This is a genomic window from Geothrix oryzae, from assembly GCF_030295385.1.
In the GTDB taxonomy this organism is placed as follows: Bacteria; Acidobacteriota; Holophagae; order Holophagales; family Holophagaceae; genus Geothrix; species Geothrix oryzae.
Genome location: NZ_AP027079.1, coordinates 71443 through 90942, shown reverse-complemented (window position 1 = coordinate 90942; position 19500 = coordinate 71443). Strand labels below are relative to the sequence as shown.

Genomic DNA, 19500 nt, shown 5'->3' with positions numbered 1-19500 from the left:
GAACCTCCTAGCTGAGGCGGGATCCAAAGGCCTCGCGGCCCGCGTACTGGGCGGCAGCGCCCAGTTCCCACTCGATCTGAAGCAGGCGGTTGTACTTGGCCACGCGGTCGGTGCGGCAGGGGGCGCCGGTCTTGATCTGCCCCGCGCCGGTGGCCACGGCCAGGTCCGCGATGAAGCTGTCCTCGGTCTCACCGCTCCGGTGGCTGATGATGGCTCGATAACCGGCCTTGTGAGCCATGTCCACGGCCTTCAGGGTCTCGGTGACCGTCCCGATCTGATTCAGCTTGATCAGGATGGCGTTGGCCACGCCCTCCTGGATGCCCTTGGCGAGGATCGCCGGATTGGTCACGAAGAGGTCGTCGCCCACCAGCTGGGTCTTGGCACCCATGGCGACGGTCTGGGCCTTCCAGCCCTTCCAGTCCCCCTCGGCGAAGCCGTCCTCGATGGAGACGATGGGGTGCCGGGCCACCAGACCCTCGTAATACGCCACCAGCTGGGCCGGGGTCTTGTGGGCGCCATCCAGGGCGTAGGTCTTGCCGGTGTGGAATTCGCTGGCGGCGCAGTCCAGCCCGAGGAAGACATCCTTGCCAAGCTTGAACCCAGCCTTCTTCACGGCCTCGCCAATGAGCTCCAGGGCCTCCTCATTGGAGCCCAGGTTCGGGGCGAACCCACCCTCGTCCCCAACCCCCGTCGACAGCTTGCGGGCCTTCAGGACGCCCTTGAGGGCATGGTAGACCTCGACCCCCCAGCGGAGGGCCTCCCGGAAGCTCGGAGCACCCACCGGCAGCGCCATGAACTCCTGGATGTCCACATTGTTGTCCGCGTGGGCCCCGCCGTTGAGGATGTTCATCATCGGCACGGGGAGCAGCCGGGCGGAGGCGCCGCCCAGATAGCGGTAGAGGGGCATGCGGGAGGCCTGGGCCGCGGCGTCGGCCAGGGCCATGGACACGCCCAGGATGGCGTTCGCGCCCAGGCGGGCCTTGTTCTCGGTCCCATCCAGGTCGCACATCAGCTCGTCGAGCTCGGCCTGCTGGAGCGGATCCATGCCCTGCAGCGCGGCCGCCAGTTCGACATTGATGGCGTCCACGGCGCCGAGGACGCCCTTGCCGAGGTAGCGCTTCTTGTCGCCATCCCGGCGCTCGAGGGCTTCGCGGCTCCCCGTGGAGGCACCCGAGGGAACGAGGGCCTGACCGACCGTCCCATCGGAAAGGTGCACTCGAGCCAGCACCGTGGGATTACCCCGGCTGTCGAGCACTTCGAGGGCGGCAATGCGGTCGATGATGATCATGGAGACACCCGGCTCAGAGAGGCGCGCCAGCGCGCCCCTCTGATCTTAGCCAGGTTGGATGAGCCGATTGGCCCTACTTCTTGGCGGCCTTCTTCGGCGCAGCCTTCTTCACGACCTTCTTGGCGGCCGGCTTCTTGGCGGCGGCCTTCTTCGGCGCGGCCTTCTTCACGGCCTTCTTCACGACCTTCTTCGCGGCCGGCTTCTTGGCAGCGGCCTTCTTCGGCGCGGCCTTCTTCACGGTCTTCTTGGCAGCGGCCTTCTTCGGCGCGGCCTTCTTCGCGGCGGCCTTCTTCGGCGCAGCCTTCTTCGCGGCGGCCTTCTTCGGCGCGGCCTTCTTCACGGCCTTCTTGGCAGCCGGCTTCTTGGCGGCGGCCTTCTTCGGCGCGGCCTTCTTCACGGCCTTCTTGGCAGCCGGCTTCTTGGCGGCGGCCTTCTTCGGCGCGGCCTTCTTCGCGGCGGGCTTCTTGGCGGCGGCCTTCTTCTTGGGGGCAGCCTTCTTCGCCGGCTTCTTGGCGGCGACGGGTTCGGTGGGGGCGACCAGGTTGGTCAGTTCGGCCATGGGTGGCTCCTTTGCGCCCTTTTGGGCGAGGTTGGAAGGGGTCGTACGGAAAGATGGTTTGTCCTTAGCATCTTTCATGCCAGGTGCGGGCGCATCTTTCCGCGGGGTGGATGGGCGTTCCTTGGCTGCAGATGCAGCCGTGGGGGCTTGCGCCGCCTCAGCGGCAGAGCCGGTCTTGCCCTTGGGCTTCGCGGCTTTTTTCGGGGGCTCCACGCCGGCCAGGATCTGGGCCAGGCGCTTGCCGGGATAGTAGTCGTCGAGAAGGGCATCGCCGATGACCAGGCCATGGACGCCCAGGGCCTCCATCTGCTTGATCTGCTCCAACCGGTGGATGCCGCCCTCGACCAGCTTCAGGCAGCTCTTGGGCACCTTCTTGACCAGCGCCACGGCCTGATCCCAGGAGGCGGCCCAGGTATCGAGGTTCCTTCCCACGGCGCAGATGATGTCGGCGCCCGCTTCCACGGCGCGCTGCAGCTCGGCCTCCGAGGTCACCTCGACCACGACATCGAGACCCTTGCTGGTGGCGAACTTCAGGAGCACCTGGAGGCGCTCGTCGCTCAGCAGGGCCGGCATCAGGAAGATGGCGTCCGCCCCGAGGATCTTGCTCTCCTCGACCTGGTACTCCTCGAAGATGAACTCGCGGCGGATCAGGGGCACCTTCACCTGGCCCCGGACTTCGGAGAGGTGCTTATCCTCGCCGTAGTAGAGGAACTTGTCCGTGGCTACGGACAGGGCCCGGGCCCCGTTTTCGACCAGGCTCTTGGCGTGGGTGGAGGCCTTGTAGGCCTCCCGGACCTGCCCGCGGCCGGGGTCGCCCCCGGCTACCTCACCTAAGATGGTGATTCCAGGCTGGCTAAGCTCTTCCTTCAACGAATGATGACCTTTGTAGGCATCTTTCACCGCCACAGGGCCCCGCTGCTTCTTGATTTCCACATCCAGGGCCTTGAAGATGGCGACTTTCTTTAGCATTTCCCACGCTCCAAATCTCAGATACCTCGCTGTTGGCCCTATGGGGAAGATGATCGGTCGTTTTTCCTCTGATTCAACATAAAACCAGCGATCTGGATGAGGTCAACAGAGAAATCTCAAAAATCTTCATTTTTTTTGACGCTACCTCCCCCTCCACGGTCATTCGTTTCCTCCTCGGGCGAACCGCCTTCTCCACCATCCGAGCCGCACGATCACGGCTGGATCCAGCAACGCCGCGTCGATGCGCGGGTTTGCACTGACACTTTGAAACCCGCACCATCGCCCGCTTCGCGGCTCGCGATCACCTCGCCCCAGCCTCGTCCCGACCCCGGCCGGAAACCGCCGGAACGCACCGCGGGCGAGTGGTTCCGCTTCGTGCCGCGGGTCGCAGGCTCCTCCTGTTAGGCTTCAACTCGCGCCATCCATCACCCCTGCGGCGCCGTGAATGCGGCCCGTGGAACCCCGCCGGAAATCGCCGAGGCACCCATGACGATCCATGTGCTTGACCACCCCCTCGTCCACCACAAGCTCTCTCTCATTCGTGATCGCAAGACGCCCGGGAGCCTCTTCCGCGCGCTGATCGAAGAGGTCGGCCTGATCCTCGCGGTCGAATCGACGCGGGACCTTCCCGTCGAATCCGTGGTCGTGGAAACGCCGCTGGAGCGCACCACCACGCTCCGCCTGAAGTCACTGGACCTGGTGCTGGTTCCCGTGCTGCGCGCGGGGCTCGGCCTGCTGCCGTCCTTCCTGCAGCTGCTCCCGACGGCCAAGGTCGGCCACCTAGGCCTATACCGCGATCACGATTCCCTGGTGCCCGTGCCCTACTACCGGAACTTCCCGCCGATGCTCGAGGCGCGCCCCGTCTTCGTGCTCGACCCCATGCTCGCCACGGGCGGCAGCGCCTCAGAAGCCGTACGGCAGCTCAAGAGCGCCGGCGCGGTGAACCTCACCCTCGTCGCGCTGCTCGCCGCCCCCGAGGGTCTCGAGCGCCTGCACGCGGACCATCCCGACCTGAAGATCGTCGTGGGCGCCGTGGACCGCCAGCTCAACGACAAGGGCTACATCCTCCCCGGCCTGGGCGATGCAGGCGACCGGCTGTTCGGAACGGCGTAGGGCCCTTAGCGGGCGCTGGCGCCGTATCCCTTGAGCGCCCGCTGGCCGCGCTCCTGCTCCGTGAGCTCGCGCCGGATCGCATCCATGTCCTTGGTCAACCGGTCGACGACCGGATGCACCCGATCGCCCAACGCATGGGCGCGCTTGAGGATCTCCGGCCACTCTGACCCGCGCTCGGCGTGGGCCGTGGCTTCCGCGAACCGCTGGTTCCATCCGAGCAGGAACTCCGGATCGGCAACCCAGGCCGGATCGGCGAGCACGCCCTCCAGCTCCTCCACCAGCCCAAGTACCAGGGCGTCGCTCATCCCGCGAGGGCCCCGGTCAGAAAGGGCGTCTGGGCCTGAGCAGCGCCCACCTTCATCTGATGCAGCTGCTCCCAGGTCTGCTTCAGGTCGCCCATCTGCTCACTGATGCGCTCCAGCCTCTCGGGCTGCCGCTTCATGTTCGCCTGCATCAGTTCCCGACCCCACCATTCATAGGTGCGGAGGAGGTTGGTGGCCAGTTCCCCGCCTTCTTCCCGGTTCAGGCGCAGGGTCAGCTCCTGGAGGATGGCGAAGACCCGGTCCGTGGCCTGGGCCTGGCCCGGGCAATCGCGCCGGCCCATGGCCTGCACGGTCTTGAGCAGGTACCGCTGCCCGGCTTCGAGCAGCATGGCGACCAGCTGTTCCGGCGAAGCGCCCATGACCTTCTGGGCAAGGTACTGATCAGTGGCGCGGCTATAAGGAGTCATGGGGAACGCCTTCCTTCAGATTCTCATCGGTCCGGGCCCGGACGAACTCAAGTTCAACTCAGCTTGGAAAGCGCGGTGGCGGACCCCTGAAGCTGCGACACCGCCGACTCCATCCGGGCGAACTGCGCGGTGAGCACGGCCTTCCGGCGATCCATCCGCGACTGCCAGGTGCTGATCTGGGAGGTCAGGGATTGGTTCTGAAGGGTGATCTGCTGCATGTCCTGGGCCAGGCTGCCCGTGACGGCGGCCGTGATGTCGGTGATGGTCTTCCCGGTCACCTGGGCCACGCCGCCACCAGCCGCATTCGTGAAGATCTGTTTGACGGCGGCCGGATCCGTGTCCAAGGCCTTCTGGAAAGCCGTGACATCGAGAGAGAGGGTTCCGTCGGCTCCAGTCTTAAGACCCACGGTCGAAGGTGCCGTGAGCGTCGCGCCACCGGGCAGCCCCGTGGCGACCCCCGTGAGGGCGGCCCGCACCTGCTGCATGATGGCGCGGGTCTGCCCGTCCCCCGTCAGCACGCCCGCGGTCTTGTTGCCGGAACTGTCCTTGGTCACGGCCGTGGCCGCCTTGTAGGCCTGGAGCAGGGTGTTGTACTTGCTCACCACATCCTGCATGGCCGTCGTGATGGCGGACTTGTCCTGACTCACCGTCAGGGTGGTGCTGCCCGTCTGACCGCCTTGCTTGAGGGTGAAGGTCATCCCGTCCACCGCATCGGTCACCACATTCGATTTCCGGGTGAGCGACACGCCGTTCAAGGTGAAGAGGGCGTCCACCGCCGCGGGCGACTGCAGTCCGCCCGCCAGCGTCACGGGGTCGGCGGAGGCGGTGATGCCGATGGTGTTCGTGGAACCCCCGGCCGTCAGGTCCGCCAAGGTGATCACCCCCTGCGTGGAGCCCGTCCCGGTGTCCTGGGCCGTCAGCACCAGCTGGTAAGGCGTCGAGCCCGATCCCGTGTTGACCACCGCGGCGGTCACGCCCGCGCCGGAGGCGTTGATGGCATCCCGCAAGGCATTGAGGTTGTTCTGGGCCGGATCGGTGAGCGAGAAGGTGTGAACCACGCCATCCGTCCCCCGGATGCCGAAGCTCTCCGTGCTTCCCGGGGCGAAGATCGCGGTGGTCTGGGGGTTGGTGACCGCCATCGTGTTGGTGGGCCCCCCGAGATCCGGGCCCTGGGCTGGCGAGATCCGGGCCCGGGTGGCGACCTGGGTGACCCGGAGGTCATAACTGCCTACGGCGGCCCCCGAAGCGGTCGCCGAAACATAAGTGCCGTTGGGATCCGAGCTCGCGACGCTCCGGGCATCGAAACTCGTTGCGCTGAGGGCCGCCAGGCTGGAACCCAGGGCCGCCAGGTTGCTGCTCATGGTGGTCAGCGCAGTGGTGCGCTTGGTGTTGGCCGCCTGCCTAGCCTGCAAGCGCTGCAGTGGGAGGCTTTCCTGCTGGAGGATGGCCGTCACCAGCTGATCCGTCTGGACGCCCGAAAAGATGCCCGAAAAACTGACCGATGATGATGCCATGGAATACCTCCCTCCCAGCAGGGCTCAGCCCTTCTGGTCCACCAGGATGCCAGCGGCGGTCTTGGCGTCGGCCATCTCACGCAATTTCCTCGCCGCTCCCAGAACCTCCTCGGAGGGAATCTGAAGGATGACCTCTCCGGTGGAGTGGTCGACGACCTTGAAATACATTTTTCCCGTGCCCTTGTCCACCAGGAACCGGAGTTCCGACGAGGACTGCTGGACATGCGCCTGCAAGGCCTCCACGGCCCGATCAAGCGTCATCGCGGGTGCACCTGGGTTCCCCGTTCCCGGCTGTGCGGGCCGGGGTTCGTCAACTTGGGCGGGTCGGTCTGAGACCGGCTGGGCCTTCGGAGCGTTGAAAAAAACCGCCTGAACGCCGGCCGCCAAGCTGCCTGTGGGGGTGATGAGATCGGCCATTTCAGCCTCCTCAGCTGACATTCGGGAGGGCAGGTTTGACCTGCCCCCCCGAATGATCAGCCATCCCTACTAGCGAAGGAGCGCGAGGACGGACTGGCCGGCCGAATTGGCCTGGCTCAGGGCGCTGATGCCCGCCTGGTTCAGGATCTGGAACTTGGACATCTTCACCACTTCGGCGCCGATATCCGCACCCATGATCTGGTCGTACTGGGCGGTCTTGTTCTCGGAGATCGTCGCGAGCGAGTTGCCGTAGCTCTGCAGCTGCGTCATGACGGCGCCGTAGTTGCCGCGCTCCTTGGCGATGTCCGCCAGGACGGTGGCGGCATTGCCGCTGGCCGCGGAGGCGGCGAGGGCGGTGACGGCCGTCTTGGTGGCGGTGACCGAACCGTAGACGCCGGCATCGGCGGTGATGGTCGCGCGCTGGCCATCGAACTTCGTGATGGCATCGCCGATGGTCTTGTACTCGGCGTCGATCGCGGTCTTGCCGGCGGTGTCGGCGCCCTTGTAGGCCGATTCCAGCTCAGCGGCGCGGGTGGCGAGGGCCGTGGCCTCTTCCATGTAGGAGTCCGCGGTCTGGACCTGGAAGTAGCCGTCCATGGCGTTCCGGGAGGCCTGGGTGGCGACCCGGGCGTCGGCGCCCAGGGTGTTGGCGATGGACAGGCCGGCGGCGTCGTCGTTCGCGCGATTGATGCGCTTGCCGGTGCTGAGGCGCTCCACGGTCTTCTGGAGGTTGAGGCTGGTGACGCCGATCTGACGGGCAGCGCCCAGGGCGGCAACGTTATTGAGAACTGACATAGCATCCTCCGTGATGCAAACGGCGGCATCCGTGCCACCAAGTTGTGTGGGGGGAACCCCCGACTTTCTCCCTTTCGGGCCGGGGTCGAAAAACCTTTAACTTTTTTTGAGGGGCCCCGGGGAACGGCGCCCATCCTATTGCCGCCGGGGGCCAGCCGGGCTCCAATGGGGCATGCCCACGCTGTCGCTGGCCATGATCGTCAAGAATGAGGAGGCCAACCTCCTCCACTGCCTGGGCTCGATCGAGGGCCTGGTTGATGAGATCGTGATCCTGGACACGGGGTCGACGGACCGCACCCTCGAGATCGCCTCGTCCTTTGGTTCCAAAATCGGCCACTTCCAGTGGTGCAACGACTTTGCCGCCGCGAGAAACGCCGCCCTCGGCCTCTGCACCCAGGAATGGGTGCTGGTGCTGGACGCCGATGAGGCCGTGGACCGGACGGACCACGCGGTGATCCGGGACGCCCTCCAGTCCGGGAGCGCCCCGGCATTTTGCCTGCCCGTCCGAAGCTATGTGCCCACGGGAGATGTGCTCTGCTTCGACCAGGTGCCCAGCCAGAATACATCTTCGTACACCGAGGGCTCCTCCTGTTCCTACTTCGTGGATGTCCCCTTGCTGCGCCTCTGCCGGAACTTCCCGGACCTGGCCTTTCGGGGAGCCATCCACGAGATCCTGGATGGGTATTTCCAGGCGAAGGGGCTCCCCGTGGGAACCTGTCCCGCGGTCATCCATCACTATGGGAAGCTCGCCACGGACTACGACCGGTCCAAGCAGCCCCTGTACCTGGCCATTGCCGAGCAGGAAGCCGCGCGGACGCCCGGCAATGCCCACGCACAATTCCTGTTGCTCATGCAGGCCAAGATGCTGGAGGACTGGAAGCTGGTCCTCAAGGCCTTCAGGGCCTTCCAGAAGCTGGAGAAGCACCCTCCCGCCTTCGTGCTGATCGCCGCCGCGGAAGCCCGGCTGAACCTGGGAAATCCAGCCGAAGCCCTGCCCCTCCTGGAGCGTGTGCTGCGCTCTGAGCCGCGCAACACGCTGGCGCGCCATGTCCAGGCGCTGGCCCTCGTAGCGGTCCAGCGCCCCAGGGAGGCCATGGAGGCCCTGAAGAAGGCCATCGCTTCCAACCCCGGCTTCGCCCCGTCCGTGCACTTGCTCTCCAGCCTCGAGCACCAGGCGGGCTGGCCCGACAGGGCCCGGGCGACACTGCGGGACGGCCTCGGGCACAGCCCCGCGAACGAGCGCCTGTACCGGGCCCTGATCAAGCTGGACCTGGACAGCCAACAGAACGAGCTGGCCTCCAGGGACGCCCAAGAGGCCCTCCAGGTCTGCCCCAACGGGGGCGAAGGCATCTGGCACTGGCTGGCCGCGGTGGGGATGCTGGCCCAGGGGCAGTCCGATCGCGCCCTGGCCTTCCTGGAGCAGGGCCTCCGGATCGTTCCGGACCACGCGGGGCTCCTGCGCCTTCGAAACGATCTAACCCGCCGGGCATGAGCCAAGCCGCGCGCGTCCTTCCTCCGATGGCCCGGCCTGGGCCCACCGCCCCCATCCGCTAGGTTCCCCATGGCCAAACCCCGCCATTCCGCCAGCCCCCGCGCAGACGCTTCCCGCCGCGAAGGGAGGGGGGCGCCGCCGGCTCCTCGCCAACTGCTGGTCGATGTAACCAACCTGGCCCTCTACGACCGGAAAACGGGAATCCAACGGGTCGTGCGGAATGTCATGCGCGAGCTTCTGGCGCACCCCCCGGCTGGATTCCAGGTCGAGCCCGTCTACGCCCACCCCGAACGGCCCGGGTTCCTCTATGCACGCCAGTTCCTGCATCGCCTCGGCCAGGGGCCCGATGCCCAGGACGAACCCATGACCGCCACGCGGGGGGATGTTTTCCTCGGCCTCGACCTCAACCATGAGGCAGTCCTGATCCAGCCCGAGACCTTCCAGGCCCTTCGACGGGCCGGGGTCCGGGTCTGCTCTCTCGTCTATGACCTGCTCCCCATCCTTCTCCCCCACGCCTTCCCGGGCCAGGGTTCGGCCCTCCTCCACGCCCCGTGGCTTTCGCGGCTGGCCGAGATGGATGGGCTCATCTGCATTTCCAAAGCCGTGGCGGATGAGGCGCTGGCCTGGCTCGAGGCCCACGGCCCCCGACGGAAGACACCTCTTCCCGTGGGGTGGTTCCACCTGGGGGCCGACCTGGGGGCCTTCCTGCCCAGCCGCGGGATCCCCCCAGAGGCCGAGGGGCTGCTCACGGAGCTCCGGCAGCGCCCCACCTTCCTGATGGTGGCCACGCTGGAACCGCGGAAGGGGCATCGGCAGGTGCTGGAGGCCTTTGATCGGCTCTGGGCCCGAGGGGTGGACGCGAACCTCCTGTTCGTGGGAGGCGAGGGCTGGTCCGTGGAGAAGCTGGTCCACCGCCTCCGCACTCATCACCCGGAGCGGAATCGGCGCCTGTTCTGGGTCGAGGGTGCCAGTGACGAATACCTCGAACAGCTCTACGACGCCTCCGACTGCCTCATCGCGGCCAGCGAAGGCGAGGGGTTCGGCCTTCCCTTGATCGAGGCCGCCCAGCACGGCCTCCCCCTCCTGGCCCGGGACATCCCCGTGTTCCGTGAGGTCGCAGGAGAAGGCGCCTTCTACTTCTCGGGACCGGATCCCGAGGCTCTGGCTGATCGCGTGGCGGAGTGGCTGGCGCTCGCCGCGGAAACCCGCGCGCCCGACTCACGCGGAATCCGGCGCCTGACCTGGGAGGAAAGCACCCGCGACCTGATGGCCGTGGTGTTGGACGGCCGGTGGTACCGGCACTGGGTCGCGACGGGTCGGCGGCCCCAAGGTTCCGTCCGCACCCATCCCCGGGCCGAGGCCAACTCCTGGGAGCGCACCATCGGTGTGGATGGCCGCACGCTCGCCAACCTGGGATCCACCCAGCAGGGCATCGGCCACTACACCCTCCACCACCTCCAGGCCCTCGCCGCGCTCACACCCCACTGGCGCTACCGCCTCTTCCTGGACGCGCCAGAGCTTTCGAACTGGGCCCTGGACCGCCTCCGGTGCCTTCCCAACCTCGAGTTCTCGTCCTTCGGGACCTTCCGGGCCGAGGACCACGACCTCGTCCATGTACCCGATCTCCTTTTCGTGCCCAACCCCGTCCTGGTAGGCCCCGCCTTCCCGGCGAGAACGCCCCTCACCGTCACCTTCTATGACCTGATCCCCCTCCTCCTCCGGGAGCGCTACCTGGATCGCTGGCCCCAGGACCTCCAGGAAGAATATGCAGAACGCCTCGAGGCGCTGAAGCAGAGCCGCGCGCAGATCCTCACCTGCTCCGAACATACCCGCCAGGATCTCATCGCCCACCTGAGTCTGCCGGAGGCCCGCCTGGACGCCATTCTGGCAGGCCTCAATCAACACTCGGGGCCCCCCGTCTCTCCTGAAACCATCCAGAAGGTCCGGACGGAGTGGGGGCTCGAGGGCCCTTTCTTCCTCGTGGTGGGGGCCCTGGATGACCATAAGCGGTTCGACCTCAGCCTCCAGGCCTTTGCGGAGATCCGCCGGTCCCAGGTGGTACAGCTGGTCGTGGTGGGAAGCCTCGACAGCCCCGCCGCACGGGCCTGGCGGGATCGGCTTCGCGCGCAGGGCGTCCAGAGCGTCGTCTTTACCGGATTCCTGCCCAGGGTCGAACTGGAATGCCTCTACCGCTCGGCGACGGCCCTGCTGTTCCCCTCGGACTATGAAGGGTTCGGCCTCCCCGTGCTGGAAGCCATGGCCTGCGGGTGCCCCGTCATCACCACCACCTCGAGTTCACTGCCCGAGGTGGCCGGCGATGCCGCGCTGATGATCCCTCCCGGCGATGCCGTGGCCCTGGCCAAGGGCATGCTCACGCTGCTCGGGGACGAGTCCCTGCGGCAGGGCCTGAAGGTCCGGGGGGCGGTCCAGGCCGGCCGGTTCAGCTGGGAATCCGTGGCCAGGGAGACCCTGAGGGTCTGGAAGGGCCTCTGGGAAGCGGCCCCCTCCACGGATCGCGAAGGCCTTGCCCCGGAGGACGCGTCCCCTTCCGTGGTGTGGGAAGGATCCCAGTTCGTGTGGCACAGCCTGGCGCATGTGAACCGCCAGATCAGCCTCGGCCTGCTACGCGACGAGAGCCTGGACCTGTGCCTGGTCCCCTATGAAGCCGATCAGTTCCGTCCCGAGGATCACCCCGCCTTCCTGCCCCTGGCTGCACGCGTGAATCACCCGCCAGCGGGTCCCGTGCGCGTCCATGTCCGCCATCAGTGGCCGCCCCGCTTCTCCCCGCCGCGGTCGGGTTGCTGGGTCATGATCCAGCCCTGGGAGTTCGGCGGCCTCCCCCAGGCCTGGATCCGCCCCATGGTGGAAGCCGTGGACGAGATCTGGGTCTACACCTCCTGGTTACGCGATCGCTACCTCGAAAGCGGCGTGCCGGAAGACAAGGTGGTGGTCATCTCCCTGGGCGTGGACACCACTCGGTTCTGTCCCGAAGGCCCCGGATTCCCCCTGAAGACGCGAAAGCCCTTCCGCTTCCTGTATGTGGGCGGCGCCATCTACCGCAAGGGCTTCGATGTGCTCCTCCGGGCCTACCGCCGGGCCTTCACCGCGGCCGATGGCGTCTGCCTGGTCATCAAGGCCCAGGGCGGAGGCGTCTACAGCGGCTCCGAACTCCAGTCACAGCTGGAAGCCCTCCAGGCCGACCCCCTGGCCCCGGAGGTGGAGTTCCTTCAGCAGGACCTCTCCGAGGCCGACCTGTCGGCCCTCTACCGAAGCTGCCACGCCTTCGTGATGCCCTATCGGGGCGAAGGCTTCGGGCTGCCCATCGCCGAGGCCATGGCCAGCGGCCTGCCCGTGGTCGTGACGGGCCGAGGGGCGGCCATGGATTTCACCCAGGGCGACTGGGCGTATCGGATTCCCAGCCAGCCCCTCGCCATCCCCCGCGTGGACGACCTCCTGCCGGGTCCCTCGGGCTTCTGGCTGGAAGAGCCCGACGAGGCCTTTCTAGCCGGATGCCTGTCCAGCGTGGCCCTCCATCCCGAGGAGGCCCGGGCCAAGGGCGCCCTGGCCCGGGCCTATGCAGAAGCGAACCTAGGTTGGGAAGGGCCGGTCGAGCGGGTGGCCGAACGGATCCGCACCCTCGCCGCACGCCAGCCGCTGCGCTTCCGGGCCGAGGCGCCACCGCCTTCCGCCCCAGTGGCCACCGCCCTCCTCTTCACCCCCGACTGGACACAATCCGGCTGGGTCGAAGTGGTGGTGAGCTACCTGATGGCCTTCACGCCAGGCGATCCCGTGGCGCTCCTCCTGCTGCCGTCGATGGAAGGGGCAGGCCTCAGCGTGGCCGAAGCGGAACAACGGGTGGTCGCGGTGGCCCAGAAGATGGGCCGCACGGATTTCCCCGACATTTTCATCCTCGGCCCCGGCGATGATCTGGAGGGAACCCTGAAGCCCTACCTCATCCGCGAATCGATCCCCCCCGGCCGGGGAGCCACCGCCGGACTCTGCAGTCTGGCGGGACTCAAGTTTTCACAGGCTCGCCGATCCCTCGCCCAGGCCTGACGCAGCCTGACCCAAGGACCCCGTCAGCCCTTCTCCCGCCCCAGCATGGCTTTCAGCTTGCCCATGAGGCCGTGGCCTTCTCGAGCGGACGGGCCGGAACCATCATCTCCACCGTAGTCGGAGGGCACGGCCACGGAGGGATCCAGTTCCAGGGCGCGCCGGAAACAGCCCTGGGCGTTGGCCTGGAAGCCCTTGCGGTGGTAGAGCTCGCCCATGAGGGCCCAGGGCTCAGCCGCGCGGGGGTTGATGCGGGACGCCACCTGCAGAGCCTCGACCGCCCGAGTGGACCAGGCGGGATTGCCGATCCGAAGCCGCCCCAGCAGGAGCCAGGCCTCGTAGGCCGAGGCCGAGTCCCCATCGAGCTTGATGGACTGCTCCAGGGCGCGGATCGCTTCGCTCGTCCGGGCCTGCATCATGTAGGACTTCGCCTTGATCACCAGCCGGTGAGCCCGCTCGGCGGGCGACAGGGCTTCTTCTTCCGCCGCAGAGGGCAGCAGCGGCAGGCTGGGCGCCGGCTCCGCGAAGACCTGGTCCAGCGCATCCGACAAAGGGGGAAGCGAAGAAGGCGTTGGCGGCGGGAGGGGCGCGGGCTCGGGGCTGGACTCGAACACCAGGTCGTCCTGCTCCAGCAGGATGGGTTCCGGTACTTCGGGCTCGGGTTCGAGGAGGACCGGCGGCGGCTCCTCTTTGGGCACGAGCGGCAGTTCGCCCTTCACCAGGGTCAGCCCCCCCAGGGCCCACAGCGTGGCCACCAGACGGGCGGCCTCGTCCGCGGGCAGGCTTGAGAGGGAACCGATGGTTTCGTAGCCCAAGGACTCATGGCCCAGCAGGGACAGCGCGTAGGCGAGGGTGGGCGTCAGGGGCAGATCACTCAGGGCCTCCAGCAGATCCGGCCGCGCCTCCCAGCGCCAACCCGGTTCGCTGCGGAACATCTCCACCAGCTCGCGGTCGATCTTGGCATTCTGGAAGGTATCCCACACGAGCCGGCGGTGGTCCGGCCGGAACTGGAACTCGCCGGTGAGGCTCTGGTCCAGCGCCCCTGGATTCCAGGTCATCTTAAGGATCGGATGCTCCATGGCGTGGAGCAGCACCGAGCCCATCAGCTCATGCAGGCGATCGTCCCGCTCGGCGACCGTCATGAGGCCCCACTGCACCACGCGATCGCCCATGCGGGAGCCTTCGCCATCGGCCAGCAGCTCCTTGAGCGAAGCCATGTCCAGCACGCCCCGCCGGATGAGGAAATTGCCGAACTGCTCGCCCACCGCGTCGCTGCGGAGGTTCACCAGGTCGCCCCCCGCCCAGTACAGCCGGCGCGTGCCGTCGTTCTGCTCGAGTACAAGCTCCCCTTCGGCCCGCTGCTGATGCAGGGACCCCATGAGGGCCGGCAGAAAATGGCGGAGACGGACTTCGGTCACCGGGGCTCCGGGTGGATTGCATCCAAGTTTGCATGTTCCGCGCCAGGATGCCAGTCGGAAACGGGCTGGGGGATGCCGAAATATCCCAAGTCCCTTGGCCCGGATCAGGAGTGGACCTATGCTGTCCCTCCAACCACTCCATGCCCAGGGGTCTCCTTTCATGTTCGAGAAGCTCGGCAAATTCGAGATCAAGCGCGTGCTGGGCAATGGCGCCATGGGCGAGGTCTACCTCGGCGTGGATCCCTCCATCGGCCGCGAAGTGGCCATCAAGACCATCCTCCCCGCGGCCGCGCAGGGCGGGGAGGCCAAGGAGCGCTTCGCCCGGGAGGCCCGGGCCGCCGGCGTGCTCAACCACCCGAACCTGGTGACGATCTACGAATTCGGCGAGGACCAGGGCGTGCTCTACATCGCCATGGAATTCGTGAAGGGGCACGACCTGGACGAGCTGCTCCAGGAGCAGTCCCTCACGCGCTCCGAGGCCCTCGAGGTGCTGGCCCAGGTCTGCGACGGCCTCGGCTTCGCCCACCGCCAGCACATCGTCCACCGCGACATCAAGCCCACCAATGTTCGCGTGCAGCAGGACGGGCGGCGGCTCCACGCCAAGGTCATGGATTTCGGCGTGGCCAAGATCAGCAACTCCGACATGACCGCCACGGGCATGGTCATGGGCACGGTGAGCTACATGGCGCCGGAATACATCCGCACCGGCAAGCCCGATCCCCGCAGCGACCTCTTCGCCGTGGGCGTGATGCTCTACGAGTGCCTGAGCGGCCGCAAGCCCTTCGCCGGCGACACCACCCCCACCGTGCTGTACAAGATCGTGAATGAGGAGCCCGAGCCCATCGAGGTCGAGAAGCTCCGCGGCCTCAGCCCCGCCATCCGCTCGGTGCTGGACCGCTCCCTCGCCAAGAACCCCGACGAGCGGTTCCAGACGGCCGAGGACCTCGCCAAGGCCCTGCGCTCGGCCAAGGATCCCTCCTGGCAGGGTCAGGTGGAGGAGGCCACCTCCCTCCTCCAGACCTCCGCCCCCACGGCTCCGGCCCGGGCCGCGGCGACCTCCCCGACCTCGGCTCCCACCGTCCAGGCCCCGGTAGTCCTGACCACGCCCGTCGCGACCTCCGTACCGCCAACCTCCGCCCCGATGGCGCCTCCCCCCACCGCCAGTAACAAGCGGGGTCTCTGGATCGGCCTTGCCGCCCTCGTCCTGGCCGGCGCCGGCGGCGCAGGCTGGTGGGCGCTGCGGAGCGGCCACCCCGAGGCCCCGGCCCCGGAAGCGGCCCTGCCTTCCACCCCCCCCGTCGATCCAAAGGCCGATCCGGCCCCCCGCACGGCCACCTCCGGCCCGGGCGCCAAAGCCGCCCCCGCGCTCCAGGCCAAGCCCAGCTCCGGGGTTAACCCCGAGGCCAGTTCCGGGATCGGCGAGCCCTCCGGCCCCGCCGCCAGATCCTCCGAACCCCGCGTGGCGGAGCGCAAGGCGGAGGAACCCCGGGTCATCGACCAGCCCGAGCGGTACCAGCCTGAGAAGCTCGACAAGCTGGAGACCCACGAGCGCATGAACCTCGGGCATGTGTCCCTCAGCGAGGCCATCCAGCTGGCCGACAGCCAGCCCGACAAGGCCGTCCACGGCTTCCGGCAGGCCCTCAAGGCGGATCCCACCAATGCCAACGCCCGTGCGTGGCTGGCGGCGGTGCTGTGGGAACAGGGCCGCACGGCCGAGTTCGTCCAGGAGGTCCGCGAAGCCCGGCAGCAGGGGCTCGTGGGGCAGATGACCCGCAACATCCGGTTCAGGACCGCGTTCAACAAGGCCCGGCTCAACCGGAAGCTCCCCCCGGAGCTGGCGAATTGACCACGGCCCGACGCCCCGACAGCCTGAGCGATCTGGAGGCCCGGTTGGGCCACCCCTTTGCGGACCGCGCCCTGCTCCAGGAGGCGCTGACCCACATTTCCGCCTCCAAGGGCCGGGACAACCAGCGACTGGAGTTCCTGGGGGACGCCCTCCTCAATTTCGCCGTGGCGTTCCTGCTGCACCGGGAGCGCCCGGACTGGCAGGAGGGTCCCATGAGCAAGTTCCGCGGCGTCCTCGTGCGCACGGACTCGCTGCACGAGTGGGCCCTCGACCTGGGCCTGGACCGCGCCCTCACCGCCACCCACCCGCGCAAGGCCCCGCCCATGGGGCCCAAGCCCCTGGCCGACGCCCTGGAGGCCATTCTTGCGGCCCTGTTCCTGGATGCCCAGGCCTCGGGCCAGGATGGTACGGCCGTCGTCCTGGCCCTGGTGGAGGCGCGGTTCCTCGGGCCCATCCGGTCCGCCGCCCCCGAGGCCTGGGCCCGGCTGGATCCCAAGACCACCCTGCAGGAGACGGCCGCCCGCCTGGGCCGCCCCGCGCCCGTCTACACCCAGGTGTCCCAGTCGGGCCCGGGCCACGCGCCGCGCTTCACGGTGCGCGCCGAGGTGGGCGCGCTCCAGGCCGAGGCCTGTGGCCCCTCCCGCAAGCGGGCCGAAGGGGATGCCGCCCGGCGGCTCCTGGATCTGCTCACGGGATCCACATAGGCCCAAGCCTTGCGTTACACTCCCCTCTGCCGGTCTACCGGGGTGTACGCTTGAAGATCTACCCGACTTTGAACCTCCAGCACGGCCGTGTGGTCCCCACCACGGGGGACGGAGATCCGTGCGCGGAGGCGCCCCTGGATCTCGCGGCCCGGCTCCTCGACGAGGGCACCACCCGCATGGCCCTCGTGGATGTGGACGCGGCCATGGGCAAGGGCAACAACCGCGACCTCATCGCCCAGATCCTCCAGCGCTGCCACGCCCGGGACCGCAAGGTCTGCATCCAGGTGGCCGGCGGCATCCGCAGCTCCGACCAGGCCCAGTTCTTCATCGACCTGGGCGCCGCCTGGCTGGTGGCCGGCACCATCCTCCACAAGTCCCCCATGGTGGCCGAGCAGCTGATGGCGCGGTTCCAACCCTTCCTCACCGCGGCCATCGACGCCCGGGGGGGCAAGGTCCATCGCTCGGGCTGGGTGGATGCCTCGGCCCTCAGCGCCCAGGACCTGGCCCTCCGGGCCAAGGCCTACGGGTTCCGGCGCCTGCTGTTCGTGGACATTCCCGAGGATCCCGGCTCGGATCCCGATTTCGAGACGGCGCAGCTGCTGGCCTCCTCGACGGGCTTGCCCGTGGTCATGGGCGGCAGCATCACCTCCCCGCGCCACCTCGCGGCGGTCCATGCCCACCAGGGGCTCAAGGGCGCCCTGGTGGACGCCCTGCTCTTCCGGGAAGATCCGGAACTCCTGGCCCTCCTCCAAGCCGCCTGCGCCTGAACGGAGGGATCGTGTCGGAAGCGGAAGGCGCGTTCCTCGCCAGCCTCGCAGAATCCGAACGGATCCACTTCCGCCATCTGGCCCTGGTGCGGCCCCAGCTGCCCACGGACAGCCAGGTGCACATGCTGGAGGGCCTCGCCCGCTCCCTCGCCTCGCCGCGCCTGCTAACCCTCATGGCCCGCACGCCCCACTGGCTGGCCCACTGGCCCATCCTCCTGGGCCTCGCCGAGAATGAGGCCACCCCCGAAGCCATCCGCCGCGATCTGGAGATGGTGGTCTCCCTTTTCGACCAGATGCGCGAGATGGACCAGGCCCCCGCCGCCGAGAAGGACGAGCGCTCGGAGGCCGTGAAGACCCTCTACTCGCAGCTGAGCCCCCCCCTCAAGCCCGTGGCCAAGCTGCTGGCCAAACAGCTGGCCAAGACCGTTTCGGCCACGGGGAACACTCAGGAGCTGCCCCCCCTTCCTCCGGAACACCCGGACTGGGATGCCCTCACGGCCCCGCCCGCCGCCCTGCCCCCCCAGGCCTCGGGCCGCGGCCTGCACAAGGAGGACCGCCTGGCCCGGGCCAAGCAGACGGCCCAGCCGGACGAGCTGCTGGGCTTCCTCGTGGACCCCGACGCCGACCTGCGCCTGGCGGCCCTCCAGAATCCGCTGGTCTCCGAGGACCTGGTGTGCCGGGCCCTGGCCCAGAGCGCCGATCCCGGGTTCTTCGAGGAGGTCTACGCCGAGGCACGCTGGTATTTCCGGGAACCCGTGCGGGACAGCCTGCAGGACGCCCCGGGCTGCCCGCCGGAACTCTCCCGGCGCCTGGCCCTTTCAGGACACCTCGTGGCGGCCCTGGAGCGCGGGGCCCGCAGCCGGGCCGCCCTCCGCCGCATCGTGAGCTACTTCACCCAGCTGGAGGAGGGCGAGTACCAATTCATCACCTATTGGGCCAAGCGGCAGTCGCCCCAGCTGCTCCGGGTGGTGAAGTACTTCTACGACCGCCTGCAGCGCCAGCAGTCCGGGCTCTCCTCGGCCCTGCCGGAACGGGGCGAAGAGGGCCGCTGGGCCACCATGGAGGAGCGGGTCTTCCTCGCCACCCAGGCCACCCAGGAGGACCAGATCAGCCAGATCCTCAAGGATCCGGATCCCCAGGTGTTCCGCCTGGCCCTGGAAAACCCGGCCCTCACGCCCCGCCTGCTGGCCTCCACCCTGCCCTCGTTCGACCAGAACCGGGCCGAGCTCGTGGCCGCGCACCCGGCCTGGTCCGCGGAGCCCCTGGTGGCCGAGGCCCTGATCCACCAGCCCCACCTGACGGAAGCCACGGCCCTGCGGCTGATGGCGCACCTCCCCGGCCTGAAGCCCGCCCTCGAGATCCTGCGCGACCCGCGGCTCCTTCACCTGGAAGTCAAGCGGCGAGCCCTGGAATCCCTGCGGAACCTCTACCTCTCCCTCGACATCCCCGACCGCATCGCGGCGCTTCGCACCTCCGGTGGCGAACTCATGCGCCACCTGCCCCAGGAGGTGCTCCAGGACGAGGAGACGCTCCGCCGGATGGTGTCCGACCGCCAGCTCGACCCGGGCGTCCTCCTCCGGCTCGCCCGCAACAAGCTGACCCCGCGCGCCGTGCTGGAGCAGATCGCGGGCCATCCCGTGCTCATGGCCCACGCCGCCATCATGTCGGAGCTGCTGCTCAACCCGAAGACCCCCCGGGAGGCCTCCGTCCGCATCTGGGGCCTGCTGTCCGAGGCGGAGCAGCAGCAGCTGCTCCGCAGCCCCCATCTTCCCGCCGCCCTTCGGACCCTCGGGTAAACGCTCCCAGTGCGATCCCGTAGCCCAAGTCCAGGAGCC

At 68.2% G+C, this 19500-nt stretch carries 15 protein-coding genes; 7 read left to right on the top strand and 8 right to left on the bottom strand.

Annotated features, from left to right (window positions below; translation table 11 throughout):
• Positions 1-7 precede the first annotated feature (7 nt).
• Both eno and QUD34_RS00395 read right to left on the bottom strand, forming a co-directional pair.
• Positions 8-1288 carry a phosphopyruvate hydratase gene (gene eno / locus QUD34_RS00400; RefSeq protein ID WP_286354605.1) on the bottom strand — a complete coding sequence of 427 codons (1281 nt, stop codon included), beginning with the start codon at positions 1286-1288 and terminating at the stop codon, positions 8-10.
• 73 nt (positions 1289-1361) lie between these two features.
• Entirely contained in the window at positions 1362-2816 is a 1455-nt protein-coding gene (locus QUD34_RS00395; protein WP_286354604.1) for an indole-3-glycerol phosphate synthase TrpC, read from the bottom strand.
• A gap of 486 nt (positions 2817-3302) precedes the next feature.
• Between QUD34_RS00395 and upp the strand changes: the two genes are divergently transcribed.
• Positions 3303-3929 (top strand): uracil phosphoribosyltransferase, encoded by a 627-nt coding sequence (gene upp, locus QUD34_RS00390; protein WP_286354603.1) that lies wholly within the window; start codon positions 3303-3305, stop codon positions 3927-3929.
• 5 nt (positions 3930-3934) lie between these two features.
• Here upp and QUD34_RS00385 read toward each other — a convergent pair whose 3' ends face one another.
• The 5 genes from QUD34_RS00385 to QUD34_RS00365 form a co-directional block, all read right to left on the bottom strand.
• Positions 3935-4234 carry a hypothetical protein gene (locus QUD34_RS00385; RefSeq protein WP_286354602.1) on the bottom strand — a complete coding sequence of 100 codons (300 nt, stop codon included), beginning with the start codon at positions 4232-4234 and terminating at the stop codon, positions 3935-3937.
• On the bottom strand, positions 4231-4659 hold the full coding sequence (gene fliS, locus QUD34_RS00380; protein WP_286354601.1) for a flagellar export chaperone FliS: 429 nt from the start codon (positions 4657-4659) through the stop codon (positions 4231-4233). Before fliS ends, QUD34_RS00385 begins: the two co-directional genes overlap by 4 nt.
• A 53-nt stretch (positions 4660-4712) precedes the next feature.
• Positions 4713-6173 (bottom strand): flagellar filament capping protein FliD, encoded by a 1461-nt coding sequence (gene fliD / locus QUD34_RS00375; protein ID WP_286354600.1) that lies wholly within the window; start codon positions 6171-6173, stop codon positions 4713-4715.
• Positions 6174-6197: 24 nt separating this feature from the next.
• Positions 6198-6590 carry a flagellar protein FlaG gene (locus QUD34_RS00370; protein WP_286354599.1) on the bottom strand — a complete coding sequence of 131 codons (393 nt, stop codon included), beginning with the start codon at positions 6588-6590 and terminating at the stop codon, positions 6198-6200.
• Between the two features lie 69 nt (positions 6591-6659).
• The gene (locus tag QUD34_RS00365) at positions 6660-7385 is read right to left on the bottom strand and encodes a flagellin (protein ID WP_286354598.1); all 726 of its coding nucleotides are present in this window, start codon (positions 7383-7385) and stop codon (positions 6660-6662) included.
• 172 nt (positions 7386-7557) lie between these two features.
• On the opposite strand from QUD34_RS00365, the gene QUD34_RS00360 reads away from it, so the two are divergent.
• Entirely contained in the window at positions 7558-8877 is a 1320-nt protein-coding gene (locus QUD34_RS00360) for a tetratricopeptide repeat-containing glycosyltransferase family 2 protein (RefSeq protein WP_286354597.1), read from the top strand.
• Between the two features lie 225 nt (positions 8878-9102).
• Positions 9103-12933 (top strand): glycosyltransferase, encoded by a 3831-nt coding sequence (locus tag QUD34_RS00355; RefSeq protein ID WP_286354596.1) that lies wholly within the window; start codon positions 9103-9105, stop codon positions 12931-12933.
• Between the two features lie 23 nt (positions 12934-12956).
• Here QUD34_RS00355 and QUD34_RS00350 read toward each other — a convergent pair whose 3' ends face one another.
• Entirely contained in the window at positions 12957-14348 is a 1392-nt protein-coding gene (locus QUD34_RS00350) for a hypothetical protein (protein WP_286354595.1), read from the bottom strand.
• 160 nt (positions 14349-14508) lie between these two features.
• Between QUD34_RS00350 and QUD34_RS00345 the strand changes: the two genes are divergently transcribed.
• From QUD34_RS00345 to QUD34_RS00330, 4 genes are read left to right on the top strand one after another with little or no spacing between them, the layout of a single operon-like run.
• Positions 14509-16194 (top strand): serine/threonine-protein kinase, encoded by a 1686-nt coding sequence (locus QUD34_RS00345; RefSeq protein ID WP_286354594.1) that lies wholly within the window; start codon positions 14509-14511, stop codon positions 16192-16194.
• Positions 16191-16898 (top strand): ribonuclease III family protein, encoded by a 708-nt coding sequence (locus tag QUD34_RS00340; RefSeq protein WP_286354593.1) that lies wholly within the window; start codon positions 16191-16193, stop codon positions 16896-16898. Before QUD34_RS00345 ends, QUD34_RS00340 begins: the two co-directional genes overlap by 4 nt.
• Before the next feature lie 50 nt (positions 16899-16948).
• Positions 16949-17665, top strand: coding sequence for a HisA/HisF-related TIM barrel protein (locus tag QUD34_RS00335; protein ID WP_286354592.1), 717 nt, complete (start codon positions 16949-16951; stop codon positions 17663-17665).
• 11 nt (positions 17666-17676) lie between these two features.
• Positions 17677-19461 (top strand): hypothetical protein, encoded by a 1785-nt coding sequence (locus QUD34_RS00330; protein WP_286354591.1) that lies wholly within the window; start codon positions 17677-17679, stop codon positions 19459-19461.
• Positions 19462-19500: the final 39 nt, after the last annotated feature.

What these genes read in the sequence shown, in the direction of transcription:
- eno (WP_286354605.1), bottom strand. Translation starts at nt 1,288, where the DNA reads ATGATCATCATCGACCGCATTGCCGCCCTCGAAGTGCTCGACAGCCGG.
- QUD34_RS00395 (WP_286354604.1), bottom strand. Translation starts at nt 2,816, where the DNA reads ATGCTAAAGAAAGTCGCCATCTTCAAGGCCCTGGATGTGGAAATCAAG.
- upp (WP_286354603.1), top strand. Translation starts at nt 3,303, where the DNA reads ATGACGATCCATGTGCTTGACCACCCCCTCGTCCACCACAAGCTCTCT.
- QUD34_RS00385 (WP_286354602.1), bottom strand. Translation starts at nt 4,234, where the DNA reads ATGAGCGACGCCCTGGTACTTGGGCTGGTGGAGGAGCTGGAGGGCGTG.
- fliS (WP_286354601.1), bottom strand. Translation starts at nt 4,659, where the DNA reads ATGACTCCTTATAGCCGCGCCACTGATCAGTACCTTGCCCAGAAGGTC.
- fliD (WP_286354600.1), bottom strand. Translation starts at nt 6,173, where the DNA reads ATGGCATCATCATCGGTCAGTTTTTCGGGCATCTTTTCGGGCGTCCAG.
- QUD34_RS00370 (WP_286354599.1), bottom strand. Translation starts at nt 6,590, where the DNA reads ATGGCCGATCTCATCACCCCCACAGGCAGCTTGGCGGCCGGCGTTCAG.
- QUD34_RS00365 (WP_286354598.1), bottom strand. Translation starts at nt 7,385, where the DNA reads ATGTCAGTTCTCAATAACGTTGCCGCCCTGGGCGCTGCCCGTCAGATC.
- QUD34_RS00360 (WP_286354597.1), top strand. Translation starts at nt 7,558, where the DNA reads ATGCCCACGCTGTCGCTGGCCATGATCGTCAAGAATGAGGAGGCCAAC.
- QUD34_RS00355 (WP_286354596.1), top strand. Translation starts at nt 9,103, where the DNA reads ATGCGCGAGCTTCTGGCGCACCCCCCGGCTGGATTCCAGGTCGAGCCC.
- QUD34_RS00345 (WP_286354594.1), top strand. Translation starts at nt 14,509, where the DNA reads ATGTTCGAGAAGCTCGGCAAATTCGAGATCAAGCGCGTGCTGGGCAAT.